General features: G+C 54.2%; 21 protein-coding genes. 15 read left to right on the top strand and 6 right to left on the bottom strand.

The genetic code is table 11. The annotated features are described in order from the left end of the window. The first annotated feature begins 27 nt into the window (after positions 1-27). The 3 genes from QEH53_RS07630 to QEH53_RS07620 all read left to right on the top strand — a co-directional run bounded on the left by QEH53_RS07630 (position 28) and on the right by QEH53_RS07620 (position 2,204). Positions 28-723, top strand: coding sequence for an HAD-IA family hydrolase (locus QEH53_RS07630; RefSeq protein ID WP_309022568.1), 696 nt, complete (start codon positions 28-30; stop codon positions 721-723). Positions 724-794: 71 nt separating this feature from the next. Further along, positions 795-1,232, top strand: coding sequence for a phosphoribosyl-AMP cyclohydrolase (gene hisI / locus QEH53_RS07625; protein WP_309022567.1), 438 nt, complete (start codon positions 795-797; stop codon positions 1,230-1,232). Positions 1,233-1,313: 81 nt separating this feature from the next. Beyond that, on the top strand, positions 1,314-2,204 hold the full coding sequence (locus tag QEH53_RS07620; RefSeq protein WP_309022566.1) for a DUF72 domain-containing protein: 891 nt from the start codon (positions 1,314-1,316) through the stop codon (positions 2,202-2,204). Positions 2,205-2,292: 88 nt separating this feature from the next. Here the strand turns inward: QEH53_RS07620 and lpxA are convergent, their stop codons facing one another. The 3 genes from lpxA to QEH53_RS07605 form a co-directional block, all read right to left on the bottom strand. Then, on the bottom strand, positions 2,293-3,084 hold the full coding sequence (gene lpxA, locus QEH53_RS07615; protein ID WP_309022565.1) for an acyl-ACP--UDP-N-acetylglucosamine O-acyltransferase: 792 nt from the start codon (positions 3,082-3,084) through the stop codon (positions 2,293-2,295). Between the two features lie 20 nt (positions 3,085-3,104). After that, the gene (locus QEH53_RS07610) at positions 3,105-4,442 is read right to left on the bottom strand and encodes a bifunctional UDP-3-O-[3-hydroxymyristoyl] N-acetylglucosamine deacetylase/3-hydroxyacyl-ACP dehydratase (RefSeq protein WP_309022564.1); all 1,338 of its coding nucleotides are present in this window, start codon (positions 4,440-4,442) and stop codon (positions 3,105-3,107) included. Between the two features lie 203 nt (positions 4,443-4,645). After that, positions 4,646-5,986 carry a thymidine phosphorylase gene (locus tag QEH53_RS07605; RefSeq protein ID WP_309022563.1) on the bottom strand — a complete coding sequence of 447 codons (1,341 nt, stop codon included), beginning with the start codon at positions 5,984-5,986 and terminating at the stop codon, positions 4,646-4,648. Between the two features lie 332 nt (positions 5,987-6,318). Here QEH53_RS07605 and argS point away from each other — a divergent pair, with 332 nt between their 5' ends. From argS to QEH53_RS07570, 7 genes are all read left to right on the top strand, one after another. After that, complete coding sequence (argS, locus tag QEH53_RS07600) at positions 6,319-8,100, top strand: arginine--tRNA ligase (RefSeq protein WP_309022562.1); 1,782 nt, start codon at positions 6,319-6,321, stop codon at positions 8,098-8,100. A 75-nt stretch (positions 8,101-8,175) separates the two neighbouring features. After that, positions 8,176-9,123: a hypothetical protein gene (locus QEH53_RS07595; protein ID WP_309022561.1), complete on the top strand. Its 948-nt coding sequence runs from the start codon at positions 8,176-8,178 to the stop codon at positions 9,121-9,123. Between the two features lie 72 nt (positions 9,124-9,195). Further along, entirely contained in the window at positions 9,196-10,629 is a 1,434-nt protein-coding gene (locus QEH53_RS07590; protein WP_309022560.1) for a YihY/virulence factor BrkB family protein, read from the top strand. Positions 10,630-10,712: 83 nt separating this feature from the next. Further along, positions 10,713-12,341, top strand: coding sequence for a SurA N-terminal domain-containing protein (locus QEH53_RS07585; protein WP_309022559.1), 1,629 nt, complete (start codon positions 10,713-10,715; stop codon positions 12,339-12,341). A gap of 35 nt (positions 12,342-12,376) precedes the next feature. After that, the gene (locus QEH53_RS07580) at positions 12,377-12,625 is read left to right on the top strand and encodes a hypothetical protein (RefSeq protein ID WP_309022558.1); all 249 of its coding nucleotides are present in this window, start codon (positions 12,377-12,379) and stop codon (positions 12,623-12,625) included. Then, a complete protein-coding gene (locus QEH53_RS07575) occupies positions 12,622-13,575 on the top strand; it encodes a CPBP family intramembrane glutamic endopeptidase (RefSeq protein ID WP_309022557.1) in 954 nt (317 codons plus the stop codon). The genes QEH53_RS07580 and QEH53_RS07575 overlap by 4 nt, the downstream gene beginning before the upstream one ends. Positions 13,576-13,588: 13 nt before the next feature. Beyond that, positions 13,589-14,032 (top strand): metallophosphoesterase family protein, encoded by a 444-nt coding sequence (locus tag QEH53_RS07570; protein WP_309022556.1) that lies wholly within the window; start codon positions 13,589-13,591, stop codon positions 14,030-14,032. A 43-nt stretch (positions 14,033-14,075) separates the two neighbouring features. On the opposite strand, the gene QEH53_RS07565 is transcribed toward QEH53_RS07570, so the two are convergent. After that, positions 14,076-16,523, bottom strand: coding sequence for a DEAD/DEAH box helicase (locus tag QEH53_RS07565; RefSeq protein WP_309022555.1), 2,448 nt, complete (start codon positions 16,521-16,523; stop codon positions 14,076-14,078). A 166-nt stretch (positions 16,524-16,689) separates the two neighbouring features. Here QEH53_RS07565 and QEH53_RS07560 point away from each other — a divergent pair, with 166 nt between their 5' ends. Next, complete coding sequence (locus QEH53_RS07560) at positions 16,690-17,475, top strand: endonuclease/exonuclease/phosphatase family protein (protein ID WP_309022554.1); 786 nt, start codon at positions 16,690-16,692, stop codon at positions 17,473-17,475. A 182-nt stretch (positions 17,476-17,657) separates the two neighbouring features. On the opposite strand, the gene QEH53_RS07555 is transcribed toward QEH53_RS07560, so the two are convergent. Both QEH53_RS07555 and QEH53_RS07550 read right to left on the bottom strand, forming a co-directional pair. After that, positions 17,658-17,891, bottom strand: coding sequence for an SWIB/MDM2 domain-containing protein (locus QEH53_RS07555; RefSeq protein ID WP_309022553.1), 234 nt, complete (start codon positions 17,889-17,891; stop codon positions 17,658-17,660). Positions 17,892-18,027: 136 nt separating this feature from the next. Beyond that, positions 18,028-19,191 (bottom strand): hypothetical protein, encoded by a 1,164-nt coding sequence (locus QEH53_RS07550; protein WP_309022552.1) that lies wholly within the window; start codon positions 19,189-19,191, stop codon positions 18,028-18,030. Positions 19,192-19,494: 303 nt separating this feature from the next. Between QEH53_RS07550 and QEH53_RS07545 the strand changes: the two genes are divergently transcribed. The 4 genes from QEH53_RS07545 (at position 19,495) to QEH53_RS07530 (ending at position 22,755) form a co-directional block, all read left to right on the top strand. Then, positions 19,495-20,193, top strand: coding sequence for a response regulator transcription factor (locus QEH53_RS07545; protein WP_309022551.1), 699 nt, complete (start codon positions 19,495-19,497; stop codon positions 20,191-20,193). Positions 20,194-20,385: 192 nt separating this feature from the next. Next, a complete protein-coding gene (locus tag QEH53_RS07540) occupies positions 20,386-21,102 on the top strand; it encodes a lipid-binding SYLF domain-containing protein (RefSeq protein WP_309022550.1) in 717 nt (238 codons plus the stop codon). 343 nt (positions 21,103-21,445) lie between these two features. Next, positions 21,446-22,063 (top strand): MotA/TolQ/ExbB proton channel family protein, encoded by a 618-nt coding sequence (locus tag QEH53_RS07535; protein WP_309022549.1) that lies wholly within the window; start codon positions 21,446-21,448, stop codon positions 22,061-22,063. A gap of 38 nt (positions 22,064-22,101) precedes the next feature. Then, on the top strand, positions 22,102-22,755 hold the full coding sequence (locus QEH53_RS07530; protein WP_309022548.1) for an energy transducer TonB: 654 nt from the start codon (positions 22,102-22,104) through the stop codon (positions 22,753-22,755). The last annotated feature ends 30 nt before the right edge of the window (positions 22,756-22,785 follow it).

The raw sequence follows: 22,785 nt of genomic DNA, 5'->3' as shown, positions 1-22,785 counted from the left end.
GGCTTTATCGCCAAGCCACAGCCCCCGATGGCCTTATCTCACATCAAAGCCGTCACCTTTGACGCCGCACACACAATTTATCACCCGCATCCTTCAGTAGGTGAGATCTACCAAGAAGTCATGCAGCTGCACGGGCTCGACTACCCCTCCGACGAGCTCGAAGCAGGATTTCGCCGTGCCTTCCGCAACATTTCCAAAGACACCGCCATTCTCGACGGCGAAAAACGCGAGTGGAGCTACTGGCATTCCATCGTGCTCGAATCGATCTCCCAACTCTCCCCGCAACCTAAAGACTTCGCGGCACTCTTCGGCGACCTCTGGAATGAGTTTTCCCTCGGCCACCGCTGGCGCCCCGAAACCACCGCATTCGAAACCATCACCCAGCTGCGTGCTCGCGGATACAAAACAGCCCTTCTTACCAACTGGGACCATCGCGTGCGACGCGTCGTCGCAGAAACAGGCTTCGCGGACAGTTTCGACCGCCTTTTCATCTCAAGTGAAATCGGCCACGAAAAGCCTGCACCAGAAATCTTCGACTATTGTCGGTCCTCGCTTGGGCTCGCTCCCGAGCAAATTCTCCATGTCGGCGACTCCCTCCAACACGACATCCAAGGCGCTCAAGCAGCTGGCTGGAGCGCTGTCCGCATCTCTGAAGAAAATGAAGTCCCGACAACCAGCTGTAGAAGCATACGAAAGCTGAGCGAATTGCTGGACTTCCTATAGATGCCCCAAGGTCGCTCTCCATTACTACCGACTTTACAAAACACCCCTACTCCCGTTTTCTGCACGGCGTTATGTCACACACATGCATCCACGAACGCACCTCCAAGGAGGATATTGAAAAAGGCAACAAGCTGCAGCCCAAGTTCGACAGCAACGGCCTGATCCCCTGCATTACGACCGAGGTCCATTCTAACGAGGTGATTATGTTCGCCTGGATGAACGAGGAAGCCCTCAAGCATACCGTCGAAACCGGCAAGGCTACCTACTATAGCCGCTCCCGTGGAAAGCTCTGGGTCAAAGGAGAATCGTCAGGTCAAATCCAATGGGTTAAGGAACTCCGTACCGACTGCGACCAGGACGTGATACTCATCAAAGCTGACATCGGCGAAAACGGAGCGGCCTGCCACACCGGCTACAAGTCATGCTTCTACCGCAGGCTCGAGGGCGAAGAACTCGTCTACGACGGCGGAGAGCGCGTCTTCGATCCAGCCGAAGTTTACAAGAAATAGCGACTTCACCAAGAGGGAGAGGCTTTGATGCCTCCCCTCTTTTTTTGAACCACACCCCTTCCGCTTCCGCTGAACGTCTCCATGTCAAAACACCTTCCCTACTTTCTCGGCTGCCCCGCATGGTCAAATCGCGAATGGATCGGCAAGGTGTTTCGCACGGGCACCGACACCAACAACTTGCTTCGCGAATACTCTCGCGTCTTCAATACAGTCGAAGCGAATACCCTTTTCTACGCCCTTCCTCCCATGGCTACGGTAGAGCGTTGGATGGCTGAATCCGCCGACGGCTTTCGATTCGCTCCGAAATTCCCTAAAGCCATTTCGCATGAGCGTCGCCTCAGTGGAGCTGATGAAGAAAACAAAGCTTTCTTCAAAGTTCTCGAAGCCCTCAGCCACGGCGACAAGCTCGGCGTTTCTTTCCTGCAGCTCCCCCCCTCCTTCAATATCAACAACCTGGATACGCTTCGCGAATACCTGAAATCACTACCAGGAGACTTCCCATATGCCATCGAGCCTCGCCACATCAGTTTCTACGACGGTGCTGACAACGAAAGGCGACTCGACGACTTGCTCGAAAACCAGGGTATTGACAAAGTCGTTTTCGACACCCGCCCCCTTTGGTCCAGCGAGCCAGACGAAAAAGAACGCAAGGCGCGGGAACGAAAACCGCAAATGCCAGTTCGTCAAATCGCTCTCGGCAAACATCCCATTATTCGATTTGTCGGAAAAAACAAAGTAGAGAAAAACGAAATCTTCATCAAAGAGTGGGCATCTGTCATCAACAAATGGATACTAGAAGGCAAGAAACCTTATCTCTTCGGCCACGCTGGCGACGACGCCTTCGCACCCTTCGTCGCACGACGCCTGCACCTGCAACTAAAACGCATCAACCCACTTCTGCCGGAACTCCCTGAATTCGAAAGCGACCGTATCAAGCCGGAAAAGGAAATCGAGCAGCTAGACTTGTTTTGATTGTAGGGTCGTCGCTTGCGACGCAACGCAAATCCAACCCCGATCTCGTGCAATGCGGCATGGCGACAAGCGCCAGCCCCACGCCCTCCTACTTGCTCCCGCCCGTAATCCCCCGCTCGGACGCTTCCACAAAGCCCACGTAAGCTTTCACTTCCTGCGTATCCGCGTACTCACTACTGAGCACGGCCTCGACCGCTTGCTGGCGATTCAAGCCCTGGCGATAAAAGGCTTTGAAGATAAACTTCACCGCAGCCATCTGCTCCGAGCCAAAGCCGGACCGTTCCAGTCCGACCTTGTTGAACATTCGGATCTTAGCCGGATTTCCATCGCCCAGCATAAAGGGCGGGATATCCTGCTCCACCTTCGCGCAGCCGCCAATAAAGCTACGATAGCCGATATGGCAAAATTGATGGATCGCTGTGCCGCCTCCTCCTATACCAGCGTAGTCTTCCACGATAACATGTCCGGCAAAAGTCGCCCCATTGCTGGCCACGATGTTATTCCCTAACTTGCAGCAATGCCCCACATGACAGTAAGCGAGCAGGTAGTTGTCATCGCCAATCTCAGTAAATTCGCCGTCCTTGGTGGCTGCATTAATAGAAACGTATTCGCGAAAGATATTACGATCGCCTATTATTACGCCCGGATTACCACCCTTGTACTTCAAGTCCTGGGTCTGCATACCGATGCTGGAATACGGGTAGATATGACAGTCTTCTCCTATTGAGGTATTTCCCCAGACCGTAGCGTGATGCCAGATTTTGCTGCGTGCGCCGACACGAACTCCGGCGCCGATAACCGCATAGGGCCCAACCTCTGCATCCGCGGCGAGCTCCGCCTTGGGATCAACAACCGCTGTGGGATGAATCTTGTTGCTCATGTCGATTGTATCTAACTTTTCTATACATCTTCACCCTCGCCCAAGATCATGAACTTGAGCTCGCCAGAGGAGGCAACTTCGTCACCCACGTAGCAAGTGGCTGAGGCGGTCCCAATCTTGGCCCGCATAATCTTGAGGAGCTTGATATCGATTCGGAGCTGATCGCCCGGGATTACCTTGCGCCGCCATTTTACCTTATCGACGCTCATGAAAACCGCGGTCTTACCCTCTTGGTTGATTTTGCGAAGCATTAGGATGCCCGCTGCCTGAGCCATTGCTTCGATCTGCAACACACCTGGCATGATCGGCTGACCTGGGTAGTGGCCTTGGAAAAACGGTTCGTTGATCGTAACATTTTTGATCGCGGTCAACTCGTCATCACCGCGGAATTCAGTGACCCGGTCGATCATCAAAAATGGGTAGCGATGCGGCAGGGTCTCTATCACGCGCCGTATATCGAGCTGCGTCTCCTCTTCGATCCGAGCCGTCTTCGGTTTTGCCTTTGCGGGAGCGGCTTCACCTTTGGCGAGCTCATCCATACGCTCTGCTAACTTGGCCGTGAGCTCCGCGTTGACCGCGTGACCGGGTCGAACCGCGACGATGTGAGCCTTGAGCGGTTTGCCGAGCAACAGCACGTCTCCAATCACATCTAGGATCTTATGGCGCACGAGCTCGTCGTCGAAACGCAGCGGCTCTTTAGACATGATCTTATCGTCTTTAAGCACGATGGCGTTTTCGAGACTGCCCCCTTTGATTTTGCCTAGCTTGAGAAGCTCTTCGATATCTTCGTACACCGTGAATGTGCGAGCGGCTGCAATCTGAGTCGCGAACACGTCAGGGTCAATCTCGATGGACAGGTGCTGCGTGTGAATTCCGCGATCGTCCGCAGAGGTGCAGGAAATCTTGAAGCCATCATACGGCAAAGCAATCAGCGAGGAATTCCCTTTGGTTACCGAAATCGGTTGATCCAGCACGAAGTACTCCCTTTCCGCATCGAGCTCCACGGGTTCCGCTTCGAGGATCAGGTTCACGAAACCTTTCGAGGATCCATCGAGGATGGGCGGTTCGGAGGCATCCATTTCGACCTCTACATTATCGATACCCATCCCGTGCAAAGCTGCGAGCACATGCTCGACGGTATGAACCTTCACATGACCGGATGCCAGAGTCGTCGCTCTAACCAAGTCGGTAACCTGCGAAATGTGCGGCTTTATGACCGGCTTGTCGTGAAGGTCCACGCGGCGGATGGTAATCCCCGCGTTGGCCGGAGCCGGCTTCAGCGTGAGCTGGGTTTTGTCACCAGTGTGGAGGGATGCGCCTTTGACAGAGACTTCGCGCAGGATCGAGCGTTGCTTCATGGGGATCGCTTAGTGGCAGTAATGATGGATGAATTCAAGGATTTAGACAGGAGGGACGTTCCGAGCGTGAGCGACAAACGAGCAAAGCGAGCTTCCTACCTCGGCCGCTAGCCGACAGGAGCCGTTTGCTTCATAAAAAAAGCCGCCTCCGATCAGGAGACGGCTCTCGAAAGTTTCGAATCGCAAAACGATTCTGACGGGTCTTACGCGACGCGCTCTACGATGAGAGGCGGTGGCGTCGGACGCTTCGGAGCAAGACGGTAAGCGGCCTTGAAATACTCAAGGGCCTGCTCGAGCTTCGCCTCGTCGTTGTAATGGATCATCATGAGTGGCTCGCCCTGTTTGACCTGTGTGCCAACCTTCTTGATATCGGAAACGCCCACTGCGTAGTCGATCTTGCCATCTTCGTCCGCTCCGGCACCGAGGAGGTGAACCCCTTTGGCAATCTGAGCTGCGTTGATGGTATGGACATAGCCCCGCTTCGGAGCTGGCAACTTGCGGATATGCTTCGCTGTGGGAAATTTGTCCGGATCGTCGATGTAAGAAGTGTCGCCGCCTTGGGCTGCCACTATTTCCTTGAGCTTCTCGAGAGCCGTTCCGTCTTCGATGTGACGTTGCACTGTCTGCTTGGCCGAAAGCGTAGAGCCCGCAACACCAGCGAGACGCACGATTTCCATGCCGAGCTTGAGAACGAGCTCTTGCAAATCCTCCGGACCTTCGCCCTTGAGAAGCTGAATCGCTTCCTTGAGCTCTAGTGCCGTTCCAACGGTGTCGCCGAGCGGCTGGTTCATGTCTGTGACGAGAGCTACACAACGACGCTTCATAGAGCGGCCAACGCGAGTCATGCTGCGAGCGAGCTGCTTTGCCTGCTCGAGATCGCGGATAAAGGAACCATTGCCCCACTTCACGTCGATCACGAGGCCTTCCGCACCCTCGGCGAGTTTCTTGGAAAGAACACTGCCGGTGATAAGCGGAAGACTTGGGATTGTTGCAGTCTTCTTGCGAAGGTCGTAGAGCTTGGCGTCAGCGGGGGCGAGTTCTGAGCTTTGCCGAACCATCGCTCCACCGATTTTCTCCAGTTGCTCGATGAACGCATCGATACTCATGTCGGCATTGAAACCGGGAACTGCGCTGAGCTTGTCTAGAGAGCTGATCGCGAAGTCTTGGTCGATTCCTCCCATCATCGGAATTACGATGCCGGAAGCTACTGCTAGCGGGACGAGAACGAGCGAAGTCTTGTCGCCCACTCCACCCGTTGAGTACTTGTCGATCTTCGGCTTAGCGATGTGCGAAAGGTCGATCACTTCGCCGGAAAGCATCATTTCTTCGGTAAGGATCGCCGTTTCCTGAGCGGACATTCCTTGGAAGTAGATGGCCATGGCCATGGCGGCCATTTGGAAGTCAGGCATCTCTCCGTCCAGGATAGAGTCGATGATGTATCTGATCTCTTCCTTGGTGAATTCTTGGCCATCGCGCTTCTTTTCGATAAGATACGCGTAGCTCGGCTTGATGAAACGACGGCTGCTTAAGGTTTTTCTAACCATATGGATTGTACGGAAACGTATTGCATGCCGTTTGCGGCCATGGCAGGGGGACGCCCGCGAACCCATTCGCTAGGAAAGCATCACCCACACCATTGTCGCTCTTGGACTTACGGAGGATTTCACCAATAAAAGTGAAGCCCTGCGACCGCCCAAGCGGCAATTTTGAAGAGCGTATTATGCCACACGTGTCAAGCCCCTATCTAAAAGCCTCCCGCTAGGATTTTGCTCGCCGAAAACAAGGGTATTCACGGGTACTATTTACCGGCTCAGGAAAGAATCCCATTCGATTCGGAGCTTGCTCGCTCCGAGAAGCCGGATTTTGTAGCCGCTCTATGCAAGAATGGTTCGACCTCGCAAAAAAACTCGACTCGCTCGTGCGGGAAGCCGCCGCTTCCTCAGGACTCGAAGACTCTTTCACCGCTGACATACGTTCAGCGGATCCGCGTTTCGGAGATTTGCAGGCGAACGGCGCCCTTCCCTACGCGAAGCGTAACAAGATAAATCCGAGGCAAATCGCCCAGGCTATCGTCGAAAAACTGCAAGCCAACCAAGAGCTAGCAACCGTCGCTGATTTGTCTATCGCAGGACCAGGCTTCATCAATTTCTCACTCAAGCCCGACTTCCTGCAGACATGGCTCACAACCTTTTCAGGTTCCGAACAGCTCGGCCAGGCAGCAGCTCACCTCCAAAAAGACGAAGTTGTCGTCGTCGATTACAGTTCTCCCAACACCGCAAAGCAGATGCATATCGGGCACCTGCGCTCTCTAATAATCGGCGAATCCATATGCAAGCTACTCGAATTTTGCGGGGCAAAGGTGATTCGAGACAATCATATCGGCGATTGGGGTACCGCTTACGGACGCTTATTCTACGCCTACAAGCGCTTCCTCGACGAAGAAAACTTGCGAGCCAACCCTCTTGGCGAACTCGAACGCCTTTACAAACTCGGCAGCCAACTTGCGTCCGAGGACGAAGAAGTCGTCACGGAATCCCGCGAAGAGCTGGTCAAGCTGCAGGGCGAGGACCCCGAAAGCATGAAGCTATGGGAAACCGTCAACACCCATAGCATCGATGGTATCAAGCAAGTCTACGAGCTCTTCGATATCACTTTCGATCATTACCTCGGCGAGAGCTTCTATCGTAACATGGTGGAGCAGATTTACAAGGAATTGGAGGAGACCGGTCTCGGCGAAAAAAGCGAAGGTGCTTGGGTGGTCTTCCATCCAGAACACAAACGATTCGCAACCCAGCCCTTCATGTACCGCAAGTCCGACGGGGCCTCCAACTACGCCACCACCGACTTGGCGACCATGCTCTACCGAACCGAGCACTTCAACGCGTCGAGTATCATTATCGAAACCGACTTCCGCCAAAAGGACCATTTCGAGCAACTGGAACTCACCACCAAAAAATGGTTTGAGAAAACGGGGCGCACCTTTCCGAAGTTCAGCCACGTTTTCCACGGTACCATCATGGGCGAAAACGGAAAAGCCATGGCCTCCCGTAGCGGTGATCCCGTACTCCTGAAGGATCTCATCGCTGAAGCGATTCAAAGGGCCGGCAAACTCATCCGCGAGAAAAACGCGGAAAAGGTCGAGAAAGGCCAAGCGCCACTCAGCGAAGAAGATATCGCCGCCGCCGCCAAGGTCATCGGGACCAGCTCCATTCGCTATGCTGAACTCTCGCAAAACCGGACTAGCGACTACGTCTTCGCATGGGACAAGCTCCTCAGCTTCGAAGGAAACACCGCTCCCTACCTGCTTTACGCAGCCACTCGCATCAAGAGTATTTTCCGCAACTTCGAGCCCACCGAGCTCGAAAATCTAGCAAGCACCGCGAGCACAATCGAGACAGCGGAAGAACTGGCCCTCGCCCGCAAGATCCTAGGTTTCGTCGGCGTGCTGCAGCAAACCATCGAGACCTTGCGCCCGCACCTGCTTTGCACATATCTCTTCGAACTGGCCGGATCTTACAGTTCATTCTACAACGCCAACAAAGTGATTGTACCCGAGAAAGACATACAGTCGCGGCGCCTAATGCTCTGTCAACGCACTCTAGATGTGCTGGAAACGGGACTAAGCCTCTTAGGCATTCCTACTTTGGAACGAATGTAATAGCGTGTTCAAGGGCTTCCCGCGCCTTGACAAAGTACCTGCAGCAAGTGTCTCATTGGGCTACTTCCCTAGCCCATGAGAGAATACTATATCCGACGCGAAGGCGATGAGGATGCGAGCGGCCCGTTCGACATCGATCAAATATCCTCACTGATCGAGGCGAACAAGCTGGATGCCAGCGCCTACTTCTACGACATCGAGACAGAGTCGTGGCTGACCATCTCATCCAACCAGGAGCTGATGGATACCCTTTTCCCAAAGAAGCGAAAGCTCTCTCTGCGCACCGAGGCATCCGAGGAGGAAAAGAAGCGGCTCGTCGAGGAGGAAGCAGCCAAAGCTGCGCTTGCAGCATCCGAAGCCGCTAAAACTCAGGCGGAAGCGAACGAAAACCCGGAGCTATCAGACCAAGCCGAAGTGCCATCCGAGAATTCCCCAAAAGAGTCTGCCGGGAAAAGCAAGAAAGCCGAAGAGGAGCCCTCCTCAGACGAGGGTAAAAAGAAAAAGAAGAAGAAAGGCGAAAAGCCCGAGATGCGGCAAAAGCTAGAAGTCACCAAGATGCTTGCACTGGCGGAAGGTCGAGCCGACGACCCTGGCGGCAGGTCTCCCCGCGAAAAGCAAGCTGCCGTCGCTTTCTTCGGCCTTCGGTTCCTGACCGCATTCTTCGCCGCTTCAATATTGGCTATGGCATACATCGAGAAAGACTTGGTTCTTTCAGCAGATGCTATCGCTATGGCGAAAAGCCCCTACCTGTTGATCGCAGCCTTCGACTTGATCATCACAGTCACACTCCTGCTGCAGGTCACAGAGGTGTATCCAGTTATTCGATTCAGAGCTGCAGTCGGGGCAGGACTACTCACCATGCTTTACTACTCGAGCGGTGACACGATTTTGCTCGTCAGCAATATCCTCCTGATGGGAGCGATTTACTTTAGCAGCGCCATAATCAAAATCCGACTCCTGATCGCCTGCGGAGCCGCTGGGCTTCTCGGGATCTGCGGTTACGCCTACTCCTTCTTTCTTTAGATCGAAGAGGAGTGCTCCCACGTCTTCTGTGCTGCTGGAGATTCCGCTCACGCCTCTCCACCAACGACCCAAATGAATCCTCGCCTCAAGCAACTAGTATCTAGAGCCAGGATCCTGCAGCGGGAGATGTGGCGTCATCACGGTGAGGCCAGTTCCAAACGTCGGAGCATAGCCTTCGCAGTCGGGCGCGTCATATCCATAACCGCAAGCGGCATGAAGGAAAACCGCTTGCTCGCGCGAGCGGCAGCATTGAGCTTTAGCTCCCTCTTGGGCTTGGGCCCCATGATCGCCCTTGCAGTGATGCTATCAGGATTCGTCCTGAATCAAGCGGAACCTGGCATGGCTCAGGAAACGATTGAACGGATCGTCTCCTACATCGCTCCCCAGGTCAGCCTGACAGAAGGCGAGGCTGCGAGCGAGGAAACTGGACTAAGCAAACTGATTTCTGACTTCATAGCGGCCAGCCAATCCGGTGCTGTCGGCATCGGCGGCGCATTAGTGCTCGGAGTAATCGTCATCCAGCTTTTCATTACGATCGAGGACGCATTCAACGACATATGGGGCGTTTCAAAGGGCAGAAAGCTTGTCACGCGCGTCATACTCTACTGGACGGTCATCACTCTCGGCACTGTGATGGTATTCGCCGGTATCGCCATCGCCGTAACGAAACTGATAGAGCTCAACAACCAATTCATGGCCTTCACCGAAGGCCTACCTGGATCCGAAACCGTCAATAGCTGGGTTTCAAACTATGGCGTAAAGATTGGGACCTTCCTCTTCCTGTCCTTTCTTCTTGCGACGTTCTATCGATTCATTCCCAACACCCAAGTCGAGTGGAAGGCCGCCCTCGTAGGCGGGCTATTCTCGGTGAGCTGCTTCGCAGCCAACAACGCTTTCGCCTTTCTCTACGTGGAGCGCGTCGCCATGCAACGCACTCTATATGGCTCGCTTAGCATCCTGCCTGTGCTCATGATCGGCCTTTTCACCTTCTGGATATGCCTTCTCCTCGGCGGGCGACTATCGTTCGCCGTACAAAATGCTCGATTCCGCAGTGGTAGGGTGGCGTGGGACGAGCTCAGCCAAGCCTCCCAAGAAAGCCTTTCCCTCCTGCTGTTAGCACAGATAAGCCGACGCTTCCGCGATTGCCGAGATGCGTACTCTAGTACCGAGCTCGCCCAACAAAACAACTTGCCCCGTCCACTCACCGGAGCCGCCCTAGATCGGCTGGTCGACCTCAATCTCGCATCCACTTTACCTCCCAAGGAGAAAGACACCTACAACGCCTACCGCTATCAACCGGCTCGTCCGCTGGAGAAAATCGCACTGCTAGACTTCAAGAAAAGTTTCGAATCCTACGGCTCAAATCCAGACGACAATTTTTTCGACGCCCGGGATCCTCTCGTCCGTCGCTACCATGAGCTGATAAACAACGCTCGGAACTCAAGTTTCCAACAAGTTACCTTAGCCGAAGCGCTAGACTCTTTCCACAAGAATCAGAAAGCGTGAACACTCATTTCCATGGGCGGTTTTGTCCATTGACAGGCTAGTCGCCTAGCCTAGTTTAGCCGCCTTTAATTGCGTATCCCCTTATGATTTCCTGGCTACAAAACAAACTGCAGAAGCATCTGCTTCTCGTATTCATCATCTTCGCCGTACTCATCATCGCGTTCATCGTGCAGATCGGCAACCAGGGACCGATAGGAGGCGGAAAGGAAGCGACCGCAGACCTGTTCTTCTACGATTCTCCGATGAACACCGAAGCGGCACGCGTCGAGATCCTTCGCGACGCCCAGCTAAGCGCCTCCCTCAGCCGCAATCCCCGAGCAAGCCAGAACCTACCCTACGAGCGAGCCACCGCTCGCTACATCGCAAACCAAAATTTGATCCCCGAGCCCACTGAGGATCAACTGCTCGAGTACATCAAAACCCTGCCTGCTTTCCAGAACCAGCTCGGCCAGTTCGACGCCCAAGCCTACAACATGATCTTGGACAGCATCAGCTTAGGTGGAGCCTACAGCAAGAATGACCTGCACCGCGTCCTCGTCGATGACTACCGAATCGCAAAGGTATACACCGCCCTTGAGGGAGCCGGCTTCGTGAACGAATCCGAGATCCTAGACAGCCTCAGCCAGCGCCTCGCCAAATGGTCGATCCTCGTTGCCGAGAGCGATCTGAACACATATGCACCCGAAGTCGAAATAACCGAAGAAATGCTCCGAAAGCACTACGAGGACTTCAGCTTCCAGTACCAGACTCCAGAGCGCCGCGTCGTCAACTACATCGAAGTCGAAGCAGCCGACTACGTTGACGAAATCAAGCCTAGCGAAGACGAGCTCATCACCTACTTCGAATCTAACATTGACCGCTACCAGGCAGAGCCGTCCGAGGATCCAGACGCTGAACCAGCTGAGCCCATCACCTTCGAGCAAGCACGACTCGCTGTCCGCGAAGATCTTCGAATAGAAAAGGCCCGCGAACTCGCTGCAGAACGTGCCTACGATCTCGTCGTTCAAATTCACGAGAACGACTTCTCCCGCGAATCGCAGGGCCTAAAGGACGCAATCGCGGAGCTGAATCTCGAGCTGAAGACCGCTTCCTCCTTCGCAGCCAATGAAACTCCGATTGGCACGACTTGGGGACGCAACATGGTTAACGAAGCCTTCAGCCTCAGCGAAAGCCGCTTCTACTCCGAGCCACTCCAACACGGAAACAAGTCTATCGTGCTTTTCTACGACGACGTTATCGAGCCCACCATCCCAAGCTTCGAGACCCTCCGCCAACGTATCACTGCTGATGTACGCGCCGAAAAGCTTCGCGAAGCACGAGCCGCACATGCGCTTGAGCTACAGGAAAAGCTAGCCGCAGCTGCCGATAGCGAAGACAGTTTCGGAGCCGCCGCTGAAGAAGCAGGCCTCACGGTCAGCTCATACAGCGACTTCACTTTGAGCGAGCCGGCAGAGGGCCTCGACCGCCGTGCCCTATCGGCCCTACTCGAGCTCGAAAGCGGGGAGGTATCTGACTTCGTTCGCCTAAATGGCGACAACCAAGGAGCCTATCTCTACGTCCTCTCTAAAGAAATTCCAGAGGTCGACAAGGAAGACCCTCAGTACGCCCAAGTCGCCCAATCCCTCAAGAACCTTTCCAATCAATTTTCCGCTCAGCAATACATAAGTACGCTGACCATACAGGAGCAGAACCGTCTTGGCTTCGCCCAATAAGGTTTACTGAGGCAGCTCCCAGCACGGCTTTTCAGATGCCTCTGCAGCGATTCAGACCGATATCCGGCCGCTGCAAACTCTGCCGAGGTGAGGTGGAAGTCCACCTCGCCTCTAACGGCCCCGCTCCCTCGGAATGCCCCAAGTGCGGGCAGGACATCGAACCCTGCCCGACTCTCACGGCACCGCAAATGAAAATAAACGTCAAGCCATCGGTCAGCAACGCCAAGGCCGCTGGATTCAAGGTCTTCAAGAAGCTCGACGGTGGCGAGCTAGAGCAGCAATGAAACGCGACCCAAAGCACCTGCTCTACGGCCTCGGGCCCAATCAAAATTCCCTCAAAGGGATCTGGCTGCTCTGTCTTCTCTATTTCGGCTCCCTCATCTCCGGCGCTGTTCTTAGCTTGATTGCCTTCAAACTGACCCACTATTTCGATCCCGACGCGAGCGGCTACCTAGCAAACAAGCCGTATCCAAAGTTCTTCGACCGCGGCCGCTGGCTCAGTGTACTGCTGCTGCTTCCTTACCTCTTCATCCAGTGCCGTATCACGAGCTGGAAAGCTATCGGTTTCTCCCGCCCCATACTCGTCACATTTACCCGCTGGTTTGTGAGCGGAATCGCGATGATCTTCATCATATACGGATTCAATACTGCAACGGGTGCCTTCTCCTTCACCTGGGACCCCACTAAGCTAGCATCCAAGATCGACGATGCGATTCTCGCCTCTCTACTCATTGGAATATTAGAAGAAATCGTATTCCGCGGGCTAGTATTCAGAATGTTTTACACCGCGCTCCAACCAGTCACAGCGATTCTGCTTTCGTCGTTCTTCTTCGCCGCACTACATTTTAAGACTCCCGAGTTTTCACTTGGTGGCATAGCTCCGTCGGAAGTCGGCATCGCCGAGGCCGCCCAGATCGCAGCTGGAACTGCGGTTGCCGTTTTTACCGAATTCGACCTCAAGTATATCCTCGCCATTTTCCTCGTTGGCGTCGCCCTGCACCAGGTATTCCTGTTGGCTAACAATCTTTGGGCAAGTATTGCTATCCATGCTGGTTGGGTCTTCACCATCAAGCTCTTTGGTAACGCCTTTGCTACCACCGAACAGGCGAGTGCCTTTAGCGGGACCACACGCGTCGCCGATGGATACTGGGTAAGCATCGTGCTCATCGTCTTCGTCGCCCTCTTCGCCTATTTCCTACACAAAAAAGGTGCGGCGGCCTCTCCGAGTCCCTAGACTCGCCAATCCCATGCCTCGCAAAATTGCAGTCATTTCCGATACGCATGGGCGCGTGCCCGATAGACTACTCGATAGGATCCACTGCGCCGAGGAAATCTGGCACCTCGGCGACGTCGCTCGCCCCGATATTCTAATCCCCATCCAAAACCTAGGCCGACCGCTCTGCGTCGTGAAGGGAAACTACGACCCTCATGGCATCTGGCCTGAAACTCGCGACCTCGAACGCGAAGGCTTTCTATTCCGACTTCAGCATCACCCACCCTACGGCTATTGCGAGAACACGACCGCCATTCTCTACGGCCACCTCCACCAACCACTCGACGATCGCGAACATGGCGTCCGAGCTCTTAATCCCGGAGCCATCACAGGTCCTCGCAATGGCAGTGCCGCCAGCTTCGCCTGGCTAACCTTCCCCGAGAAGGGACAATGGGAGTGGGAGATAGAGACATTTTAGTTGGCAGACTGCGATCCTTCACCCCTAGGACTCATCAGGAAAGCTACCACTTCCTCGGAAATCTCAATCGATGCTCGATTCGACCAATTTGGGAGGGTTCAAGCGGCGGTAAGTCATCGACCAACAAGCGTTGGTCATCCAGCTCCAGGATCGCTTTGGCGCAGTCTTGCAGTTCCCGCCAACGTGCAAAGTCCAAGCTCGGAGCGTTTACGATGTGCCGCAACAAGCTCAGCCATTCCTGCCTAGCACGCTGCACGTCTCCAAACTTGAGATCGTCGCCCAATAACTTCTTTCCCTTGCCAGCCGACTCCGACCATTGGGCAATAACTTCCGCCGCCCCGTCTCCATAATGTGGAGGCAATCCATGCCTCAAATAGCCATCGTAGGTACGATCTCGATACGCTACTCGGCAAGCTCGCGAGAGCCGATGACTATATTGCGAATAATCGTCGAACCGATACCCAGCCCGCAGGTTAGCTATATCGCGAGCAATAGCGTCGACCGCATAATTTGCATCTTCTAAGGCAGCCGCGACGGCTAGCCCCTCTCCCCCTTGGAAAAGGCTGAAGATTCGACCCCTCAAACTGGGTCGTCCCGCAGCATCGATCAAACCCAGCTGCCGCCAAGCCAAGGCTGGACTGCGAGCAGGGCTCAGCTCCCCTTCGCAAACAGGACGCTGGATGCAAGCTTGGCACTCCAGCGGATACGCCCGCCGCGTCTCCGGCTCGTGCAAAGACACGCCCCATACGTCCCTATCAAAAAGTCCTATAACTTCAGAAAAAGCGAAAAAACCGATCAGCCGAAACCCCTCCCGTTTCGTATTCACAAAGTCACCACAGTTGACCAGCTTACCCCATGGCAAAGCCTCCAAGGTGTCCACCTCCTGACGTTTCTGAAGAGCCACTCCTCGTTCAGCGAATTCCTTGAGCAACCACCCAGCGAGTTGGATGCGTGAAGATTTCTTCTTGTCCACAAAACCGATTAAGCGCTTCTTGCCCAGGGTGTCCCCTAACCGAACCAACTTGCCGCTACCGAGATCTTTCACCACCGATTTCTGGCCAAGAGCAGGGAGCAACTTTCCTCCAATCCTTACCCGAACATCTTTCCAAGCAGCCTCTACCTTTTCTCGACGCGGTTCCCAAGCACCTTGGGAGTTGAGAATCTCCTCGCTGTTAGCCGTCGCATAGCGAGCCCGCTCGGCATCCACCATCAACCCGCAGGGCATATCAGGGACTTGAATACTGTGCTCCGCACCCACCTTGGCTGGTGTTTCGCTATACAAACGTTCGCAGGCCTTGACTACTTCTGGAAACGCATCCATCTGCCGCTCGGCAGCTACGTCTAGAATCCCGATCAAGCTCGGCCAATCGAGCAGTTTGGGTCGACGCACCGGACGCTGTTTGCCTTCACGCAAACGCGGACGATCGGGCGCGACCAATGCGTAACCAATCGTATCGAAGCCACGGCGTCCCGCTCGTCCAAACATCTGCAGTAACTCGTCCGGACGGATTAGCTGCTGAATGTTGCCCATCGTGAACTGTGATTCTGTCACAAGTACCGAACGCATGGAAAAATTAACCCCCGCCGCTAGCCCCGTGGTTGAGACCACGATACGTAACTGCCCCGCTTTCGCCAAGGGTTCGACCAGCCCCGCCCGCTGCTGATAGCTGAGCCCACTATGATGGTAGGCCACTCTCTTGTTGAGCAGTTTCTCAAGCGTCCCTCCTGCCAAACGCTTCTGCGCCGGGCTGAGAGCAAGCGGGTTTTCGATCGGCAAAGCAGCCGCCAATTGACGGGCCAACGATTCTGCCCCTTTTCGCTGCGGAGCGAAAATCAAAATCGGCCCTAAATCAGCCATCAATGCACGCGCCACCAAACGCGGCCAGAAGCCGGTGACCGTACGCGGTGGGTTGAAAGAGAGAGAATCGAGATGTATCTCTTCCAACGGAACCGGCCGTTTGTCGACCGAGATGAGGTGGGAGCGGCGACCGAGGCGCCCCAGCCAATCTACGATGTCTTGCGGATTGGATACGCTTCCACTCAAAAGCAAAAGCTGAGTCTGGTGGGGAGCAAGAGCCACGCAAAGCTCATAGTTCACTCCGCGAACTTCGTCTCCAATCATCTGATACTCGTCGATCACGAAGAGTCGCGGACCCCTCCCGCGCAGGAAGCGCGGCTTTTGCGTTTCCAGAGTTGCCACCACCACGGGCGCTTCAGGGTCAACGGCGACATCGCCCGTGACGATTCCCACCCGCCAGCCTTTTGCCCTAAACTCTCGAAGCTTGTCATTGGCAAGCGCTCGAGTCGGCACAGCTAACACGATTTGCCCGTGGCGATAGGATTCGGCGATCAACTCCACGAGGTATGTTTTCCCGGCTCCCGTGGGAGCGTTTACCACTACGTCCTCTCCCGCCTTGATGCGGTGCAAGGCGTCTTGCTGCCACAAGTCAGGAATCTTGAGATGTATGTCTAGGTCGCCGAAGGAGTTCACGCTCGAGATTCGATTTTCTTGAAGTAAAGGGCAGTTGCTACCACTACGGTACAACAAACTTCTGCAAAAGGACGAGCGAGGGCTTCCGTTGTTAGCGGAATTCGCTACCTTGAGTTTTGCGTATTAGAAAATGCAGATGCTTCCGCCGACACGAGAGATAAAGCTAATGACGTTCAACATCGCCCACGGGCGAGGCCTTTCTCTCTACCAAGGGTTCAGCAGCGCCAAGACCATATCCAAAAATCTGGAGCGCATCGCACACATAATCCGCGAGCAACAGCCAGATGTCGTTGCCCTCCAAGAGATCGACGCATCTTCACACTGGAACAAGCATATCAACCTGCTCGATTATCTGCAGTCCTCCACCAACTACCCGCACTCCGTACACGGCATCCACAATCGGCGCTTCGGGCGCAAGCCCCTCGCTTACGGTAATGCCTTCCTTTCCAAGCACCCCGTGAAGAACTGGAAGGTCGAATCCTTTGGCTCGAAAAGACTTGGGGAAAAAGGGTTTCTGGAAGCCTGCTTTCTCATTGATGAGATCGAGATCGACATCATCAACCTGCATCTCGACTTCCGATCCCGTCGCACTCGCTTACGGCAAGTAGATAAGCTACTTTCATCCATACACGCTCGTAGCGAAGCTGACCCCTACCACCTTCCACCCATCATTTGCGGCGACTTCAACACTAGCTCCCGCTCCTCCCGCGACGCCTTGCATCAACTCATCGAACGCTCCGCGGACAACCAAGACTACGAATACTTCCCGAAAAAGGAACGCACCTTTCCCGCCCTGCTCCCTTCTCGAGGCCTCGACTTCATTCTTTTGGCAGCTCCCTTTGAAGCCGTAGAAACCGCGGTAATAAAAAGCTTCGCATCCGACCACCTGCCGGTCTTAACCCGGATTGAAGCTCCTGTAACATCGCCGCTACCGGTGATAGTTAATTCCTAGTACACCCGTAGCGAGACGGAGCTCCGCGGCTGGCGCCAAAAGCAGCGGGAAGACTACATCATCATCTGCTTGCTGGGGGATAGGCCATGTTGATGAGCCATCGCGATTCCCTCCGCGTGTGCACGAAAAAGCCCGAAGCAATTCACTCCGGGCTAAACGAAAATTGAAAAACAGAAGTCGTCTTACTTTACAACGTGGCCAGAAACGAGCTTGGTCATTTCGAACATAGTGACCTTATCGCGGCCGTCGAAGACCTTCTTAAGGGCAGCGTCAGCAATGATTTCGCGCTTGTTTTCTGGATTCTGGAGATTGTTAGACTTGATGTAGTCCCAAAGCTTCTTGGTGAGCTCGGTACGAGGAAGTGGGTCAGCACCGACAACTGCAGCAAGAGCAGCGTCAGGAGTTACAGGTTTCATGAAAGCCGCGTTGGCTGGTTTTGAAGAAGAAGATTTTGCCATAAGCTTCTCTTGGATACGACTGCCCTTCGGCAAATCAACCTAAATAAGCGGCGGAAAGGCCTATTTTAGCCGTTCAAATCCTCCTCTGCGAAAGTCAGTCGACCTCCCTTAGCAGGCCCTCTCCAGCCGCGAATAGACGAAATCCCTCAATCTCCACCAGCAAATGATCTAGCGTAGCAAGCATCTCTCGCGATTGCGGCTCCTGGCACTCCCCCATTAGCTTCTTGCAAGCGGCGGCAAGACGATAGGCATGCAATATGTCGCAACCATTTTTGAGGGAGTTAAGATCCTTCATGAAATCAACGCTGACTGGATAGCTGGGGTTCTCGCTCAGTCGTATCGTCAGCTCCGTACCTTGAGCTACGAGCGCCTTCGCCAATCTTTTCAGGAGCTCGCGATCGTCCTGCCAAATATCCAAATTCAAAACCTCGAGCTCTTCTAGCCCTGACGTGGTCCTAATCGCACTAGCTCTGGACTCTTTGGCAAGCCCCACAGTGGCCTTGAGCTCGCCCATTCCCAATGGCTTCTCTAAGACATGCGCATCCGTGACGCACGCGTAGGACTCCTGTGGACTCATGACTGCCCACATTGGAGAACGCCCCCAATCCTTCTTGCTTCTTTCAGATATGATCGTTCCCAAAGCGTCCGCACCCATTCCAGGGATTAGACTATCAACAATAACAAGATCGTATGGCTGGGCCTTGAGCCGCGCCAACGCTTCACCTCCCGACAAAGCTCCAGTGGAGCGGCAGCCTAGCTTTCGCGAAAGCGTTCTGCAATATTCCACTACTTCCGGATTTTGATCCACTACCAGGATCCAAACCGGAGCATCGGCCACGCCCCGGGACTCTAGCCCAAGCGAACGGATGGACCTGGAAGCCCACTCCCATGCGGCCGGCAGACTCCTTTCCGACTCCCCGTCCGTCTTCGGCCTAAGCACGATACAGCTCACTCCCTTCGATTCGCCAAATCCGCGGGCAACGATGCTGAAACTCGGATTCCCTAAGCGGAGCCGCAATTCGCAGTCAGGCGGCATGTCTTCCAAACAAACGAGCAACTCTCCCACTTCCGCTAAATCCAACCCCTCATCCGCCAGGTAGTCAGCCATATCTAAGCCTCGGGCTGGCTCGTTGGCTTGCGCTCCCGGCAAACCTGAAAAAGCGAGCACCTTCATTCCTTTGTCGATTAACAAAAGTCGCCAATCAACAGGAAGCTCAGGCAGTGGGCCGGCCGAATCTTTGCTTGTGTGTTCACTCATGCGTTAGAAAGGGAAAACACAAAGTAACGGGAATTTCCGCAATTTTCGATGCTGGCCTCACTTTTAGCAAAAGACTCGCAAATCTCCAACTTTTAAAAAAAATGTTAAAGCCCTTTGACAATTCAGGCGATCCAAACAGATTTTCCTAGTACATCGCCTCAATTACCCGCGCCACCCTCAGCGGATCCCCTTCGGGGCTGTCACTGAGCCAGTGCTTAGGAACTCCACCAGACCTCATGGGTCGAAAGGCAACAAATTCCATAACTGGAGCGATCCAACCAAACCAACCAACCCTTTTCCACCATGACTCAACCAACCAACCAGACAAGTCGCATGGTCGTTCTGGAGGATCAGCTATTGCTGAGAGACCTCCTTTCATCCTTGGCCACCTCTGTCCCTGGAGTGATGGTCGTAGGCGAAGCCACCGAGGGCCGCCAAGCCCTTGCCCTTTGCGAAGAGGAGAAACCCGATATCGTAATGTTCGAAATGTATCTTCCCGGACTTAATGGCATCGAAATCCTCCGACAATACGGCCCCAAGCATCCTGAAACCCGCTTCATCGCGATTTCGTCAAACTTTACGCCTGACTCGATTCGCGAGCTCCTTGAACTAGGCTGCCATGGCATCGTTTCCAAGTCTTCCGCGGCAGCCAAACTCAAGGAAGGCCTCCGCGAAATAAAGAGCGGCAGCGGCTATCTCTGTCCCGTTTGCGCAAGCCTCCTGCGAGAGTCCCATCTCGTCGGCAGCTCAATCGCTAAGAAAAAGAACCGGCTCTCCAACCGCGAACGCGAGGTTCTGCAAGCTGTGGCTGAAGGCTTTAGCACCAAGCAAATTGCTGAGATGCTGGAAGTCAGCGTCAAGACGATCGAAGCTCATCGAGCCAACTTGATGAAAAAGCTCGACGCTCGGAGCGCCGTCGAACTCACGCGTTGCGCGTTCGAAATCGGCATCATTGAGCTTCCAGGCCAAAGCAAGCCCGCCGCCTACACGATGCCTGGTTGACTCGATCCGCACATCCTTTTTGGTCATGAACCCGTCCCGCCACCGCTAGGCGGGTTCCTTTTTTCTTTACCCGAAGCCAGCTTGTTCACCACCGTGATGGCCTCCCCCACCAAGCTCAATCAAAGCTTGCGAGCAACCTTCGAGTAGACGACTCAATAGGACGACAGCTTCTGTATCGCTGATACCCCGTTGATGATTTCGAACTTAAAGCACTCGCTCCACTTCGTCTTGATTGCCCTACTCGCGATCGAAAGCACGACCTTCGCCCAAGAGGTCATAGACAAGGACACCAGTCGCCTCATTCGCCGCAGCGAAAAACTCGCAAATTCGTTGGTCGACATCCAATCCGATGAAAGCTCCTTGATCCCCCCAACCGTGATGAGAAGAGCAAAGGGCTTGATCATACTCAAACAATACGAAGCGGGCGTCATATTTGGAGCGAAGGGCGGCTTCGGTGTCGCTCTGCGAAGAAACGCAGATCATAGTTGGAGTGCACCCGCTTGGATCAAAACCGGCGAAATAAGCGGAGGTTTGCAGCTCGGAGCACAAAAGCTGAACGTTGCGCTCGTCATCATGAACGACGATGGCCTGAAAATGCTCAACAAAGCCAAATTTAGAGTTGGCATCGACGCTCGCGTAACCCGAGGACCCACAGGCTCCAACTACGAGTCGAACATCAGCGAGGATGCCGACATCTTCGCATACAACGTCAATGAAGGCTACTACGCCGGCGCTACGTTCGAAGGCGGCGTGCTCCTTCCCGACCGTCGGGCGAACGAGGTAAGCTACCTACATCGCTTTGAGGTAAGCGAAATTTTAGCTGACGACTCGCTGGAGGTCCCAGCCTTTTTTGATCGCCTCCTGCGCCTACTTTCTGAAATCGAGGCTGGGCAGTCCGCAAGACCGTAGACATTTTTCGCGATTGCCCGCCTACGTTTGGGGGAAGAACTTCATTCCAATCTGCACAGAGCCTTGATTTTTATCTGAAAATGCTTTGACGTACAAATGTAGGAAACAGATTTTCACGCTCCATGTCATACAACTGCATACCTTGCAGGACCCCTTTTTCAAAGCACTTCCCCGACCATCGATCAAAGTTCAGGGATACGCTTGACTCATTTTCACATCACTATTTCAACCAACACCCGAAAAGTAGCGTAGTTCCCCACTCCCCACCCAACCAAGCTCGAACTCGTCGAGATAGCAAAGGCTGGGAGCCGACTCGCCCCTTTCGTCAATTTTAGATACCTCAATGGACACTTCATTCGCAGCTACGCTAATTGACGCTTGGAACATCATAGTTTCAGGCGGCTGGATCATGATACCGCTCTTCTTGCTAGGGCTCGTCGCTTTCTATGTTGGAGCGCGACTCCTCCTTTTCTTCTTTCGAGGAAACCACAAGAAGACTTCCATCGCTACCTGCGAAGAATGGGTGCGTGATAGCGCCAAGGCCCAAGGCACCGTTGGCGAGATTATACGCTACTCCCAAGATGGGATCACTTCCGTTGAAGATATCCAAGACCGATTCTCTGAAATCCGCACCGCTGAGATTCCCCGCCTGCAACAAAACATCACCTTCCTGCAGATTATGATCAACACCGCTCCCCTGCTCGGACTTCTCGGTACCGTTCTCGGGATGTTGACCACCTTCTACGGAATTGCTCTCGGTGGATCGGAAAGCACCACTTCCATCGTTGCTGGCGGTATTCAAGTCGCCCTCATCACCACGCAAATGGGTCTGTGCCTCGCGATCCCCGGATATATCTTCGTGTACTTCCTGAAGCAGAAGGTAATCGACTACGAAAGCTTCCTCGTCCGCCTTGAGAGTATCACACTCCAGCATTTCGCCGGACTCTCCAACAAAGCCTAAGCGCCTCAAGCTAACCGAAACACCAACCTTCAGACGCAATGAGCTCTAACTACACACCTTCGAACCAACAAGGAAACGCCTTATTCAATGGCGGTCTCGCGGTACTCTTCACCGTCGCCGTTTTCGCGGTTTTACCCTTCATGCAGTACCTCGGCAAGTTCGCCAACCCCGGCATACAAGTAGCGACCGAAGACGCATCCGTACAACCACCGCCACCTCCACCGGAGGACCAACCGCCGCCACCTGAAGAGGATAAGAAGGTCGACGAGCCGGAAATGGAAGAACCACCTCCACCGATGACGCTCGCTCAGTTGGAAATGGCCCTAAACCCTGGTTCCGGTGATGCAGTCGGCGACTTCGGTTTCGGCGACTTCAACTCTGGTATCGACGCCCTTGAGGGTATGCAAATTTTCTCCTTGGCAGACGTAGACAAGAAGCCAAGCGCATTGGTTATGTCGACTCCACTCTATCCTTACTCGATGCAGCAATCGAAAACAAAAGGTAGCGTGGTCGTGGAATTCGTACTCGATACGAACGGCAAGGTCCACCGGGCACGGGCAATCCGATCCACCCATCGAGAATTCGAAGAACCAGCGATCCAGTGTGTACAACGTTCCACCTGGAACCCTGCGGCTAAGGACGGTCAGCCCGTAGCATGTAAGGTGCGTATCCCGATCCAGTTCTCACCGTAGAAACCTCCGATAGAGCTTTCCAAAAGCGAC

This window comes from Pelagicoccus sp. SDUM812002 (assembly GCF_031127835.1).
Classification (GTDB): Bacteria; Verrucomicrobiota; Verrucomicrobiia; order Opitutales; family Opitutaceae; genus Pelagicoccus.
Note: the sequence above shows the minus strand (reverse complement) of the source record. Positions and strands in the feature narration are given on the sequence as shown.

What these genes read in the sequence shown, in the direction of transcription:
- QEH53_RS07610 (WP_309022564.1), bottom strand. Translation starts at nt 4,442, where the DNA reads ATGAAGCAACGCTCGATCCTGCGCGAAGTCTCTGTCAAAGGCGCATCC.
- QEH53_RS07605 (WP_309022563.1), bottom strand. Translation starts at nt 5,986, where the DNA reads ATGGTTAGAAAAACCTTAAGCAGCCGTCGTTTCATCAAGCCGAGCTAC.
- QEH53_RS07570 (WP_309022556.1), top strand. Translation starts at nt 13,589, where the DNA reads ATGCCTCGCAAAATTGCAGTCATTTCCGATACGCATGGGCGCGTGCCC.
- QEH53_RS07630 (WP_309022568.1), top strand. Translation starts at nt 28, where the DNA reads ATGGCCTTATCTCACATCAAAGCCGTCACCTTTGACGCCGCACACACA.
- lpxA (WP_309022565.1), bottom strand. Translation starts at nt 3,084, where the DNA reads ATGAGCAACAAGATTCATCCCACAGCGGTTGTTGATCCCAAGGCGGAG.
- QEH53_RS07530 (WP_309022548.1), top strand. Translation starts at nt 22,102, where the DNA reads ATGAGCTCTAACTACACACCTTCGAACCAACAAGGAAACGCCTTATTC.
- QEH53_RS07540 (WP_309022550.1), top strand. Translation starts at nt 20,386, where the DNA reads ATGATTTCGAACTTAAAGCACTCGCTCCACTTCGTCTTGATTGCCCTA.
- QEH53_RS07585 (WP_309022559.1), top strand. Translation starts at nt 10,713, where the DNA reads ATGATTTCCTGGCTACAAAACAAACTGCAGAAGCATCTGCTTCTCGTA.
- QEH53_RS07590 (WP_309022560.1), top strand. Translation starts at nt 9,196, where the DNA reads ATGAATCCTCGCCTCAAGCAACTAGTATCTAGAGCCAGGATCCTGCAG.
- argS (WP_309022562.1), top strand. Translation starts at nt 6,319, where the DNA reads ATGCAAGAATGGTTCGACCTCGCAAAAAAACTCGACTCGCTCGTGCGG.
- QEH53_RS07620 (WP_309022566.1), top strand. Translation starts at nt 1,314, where the DNA reads ATGTCAAAACACCTTCCCTACTTTCTCGGCTGCCCCGCATGGTCAAAT.
- hisI (WP_309022567.1), top strand. Translation starts at nt 795, where the DNA reads ATGTCACACACATGCATCCACGAACGCACCTCCAAGGAGGATATTGAA.
- QEH53_RS07555 (WP_309022553.1), bottom strand. Translation starts at nt 17,891, where the DNA reads ATGAAACCTGTAACTCCTGACGCTGCTCTTGCTGCAGTTGTCGGTGCT.
- QEH53_RS07560 (WP_309022554.1), top strand. Translation starts at nt 16,690, where the DNA reads ATGACGTTCAACATCGCCCACGGGCGAGGCCTTTCTCTCTACCAAGGG.
- QEH53_RS07595 (WP_309022561.1), top strand. Translation starts at nt 8,176, where the DNA reads ATGAGAGAATACTATATCCGACGCGAAGGCGATGAGGATGCGAGCGGC.
- QEH53_RS07550 (WP_309022552.1), bottom strand. Translation starts at nt 19,191, where the DNA reads ATGAGTGAACACACAAGCAAAGATTCGGCCGGCCCACTGCCTGAGCTT.
- QEH53_RS07545 (WP_309022551.1), top strand. Translation starts at nt 19,495, where the DNA reads ATGACTCAACCAACCAACCAGACAAGTCGCATGGTCGTTCTGGAGGAT.
- QEH53_RS07535 (WP_309022549.1), top strand. Translation starts at nt 21,446, where the DNA reads ATGGACACTTCATTCGCAGCTACGCTAATTGACGCTTGGAACATCATA.
- QEH53_RS07580 (WP_309022558.1), top strand. Translation starts at nt 12,377, where the DNA reads ATGCCTCTGCAGCGATTCAGACCGATATCCGGCCGCTGCAAACTCTGC.
- QEH53_RS07575 (WP_309022557.1), top strand. Translation starts at nt 12,622, where the DNA reads ATGAAACGCGACCCAAAGCACCTGCTCTACGGCCTCGGGCCCAATCAA.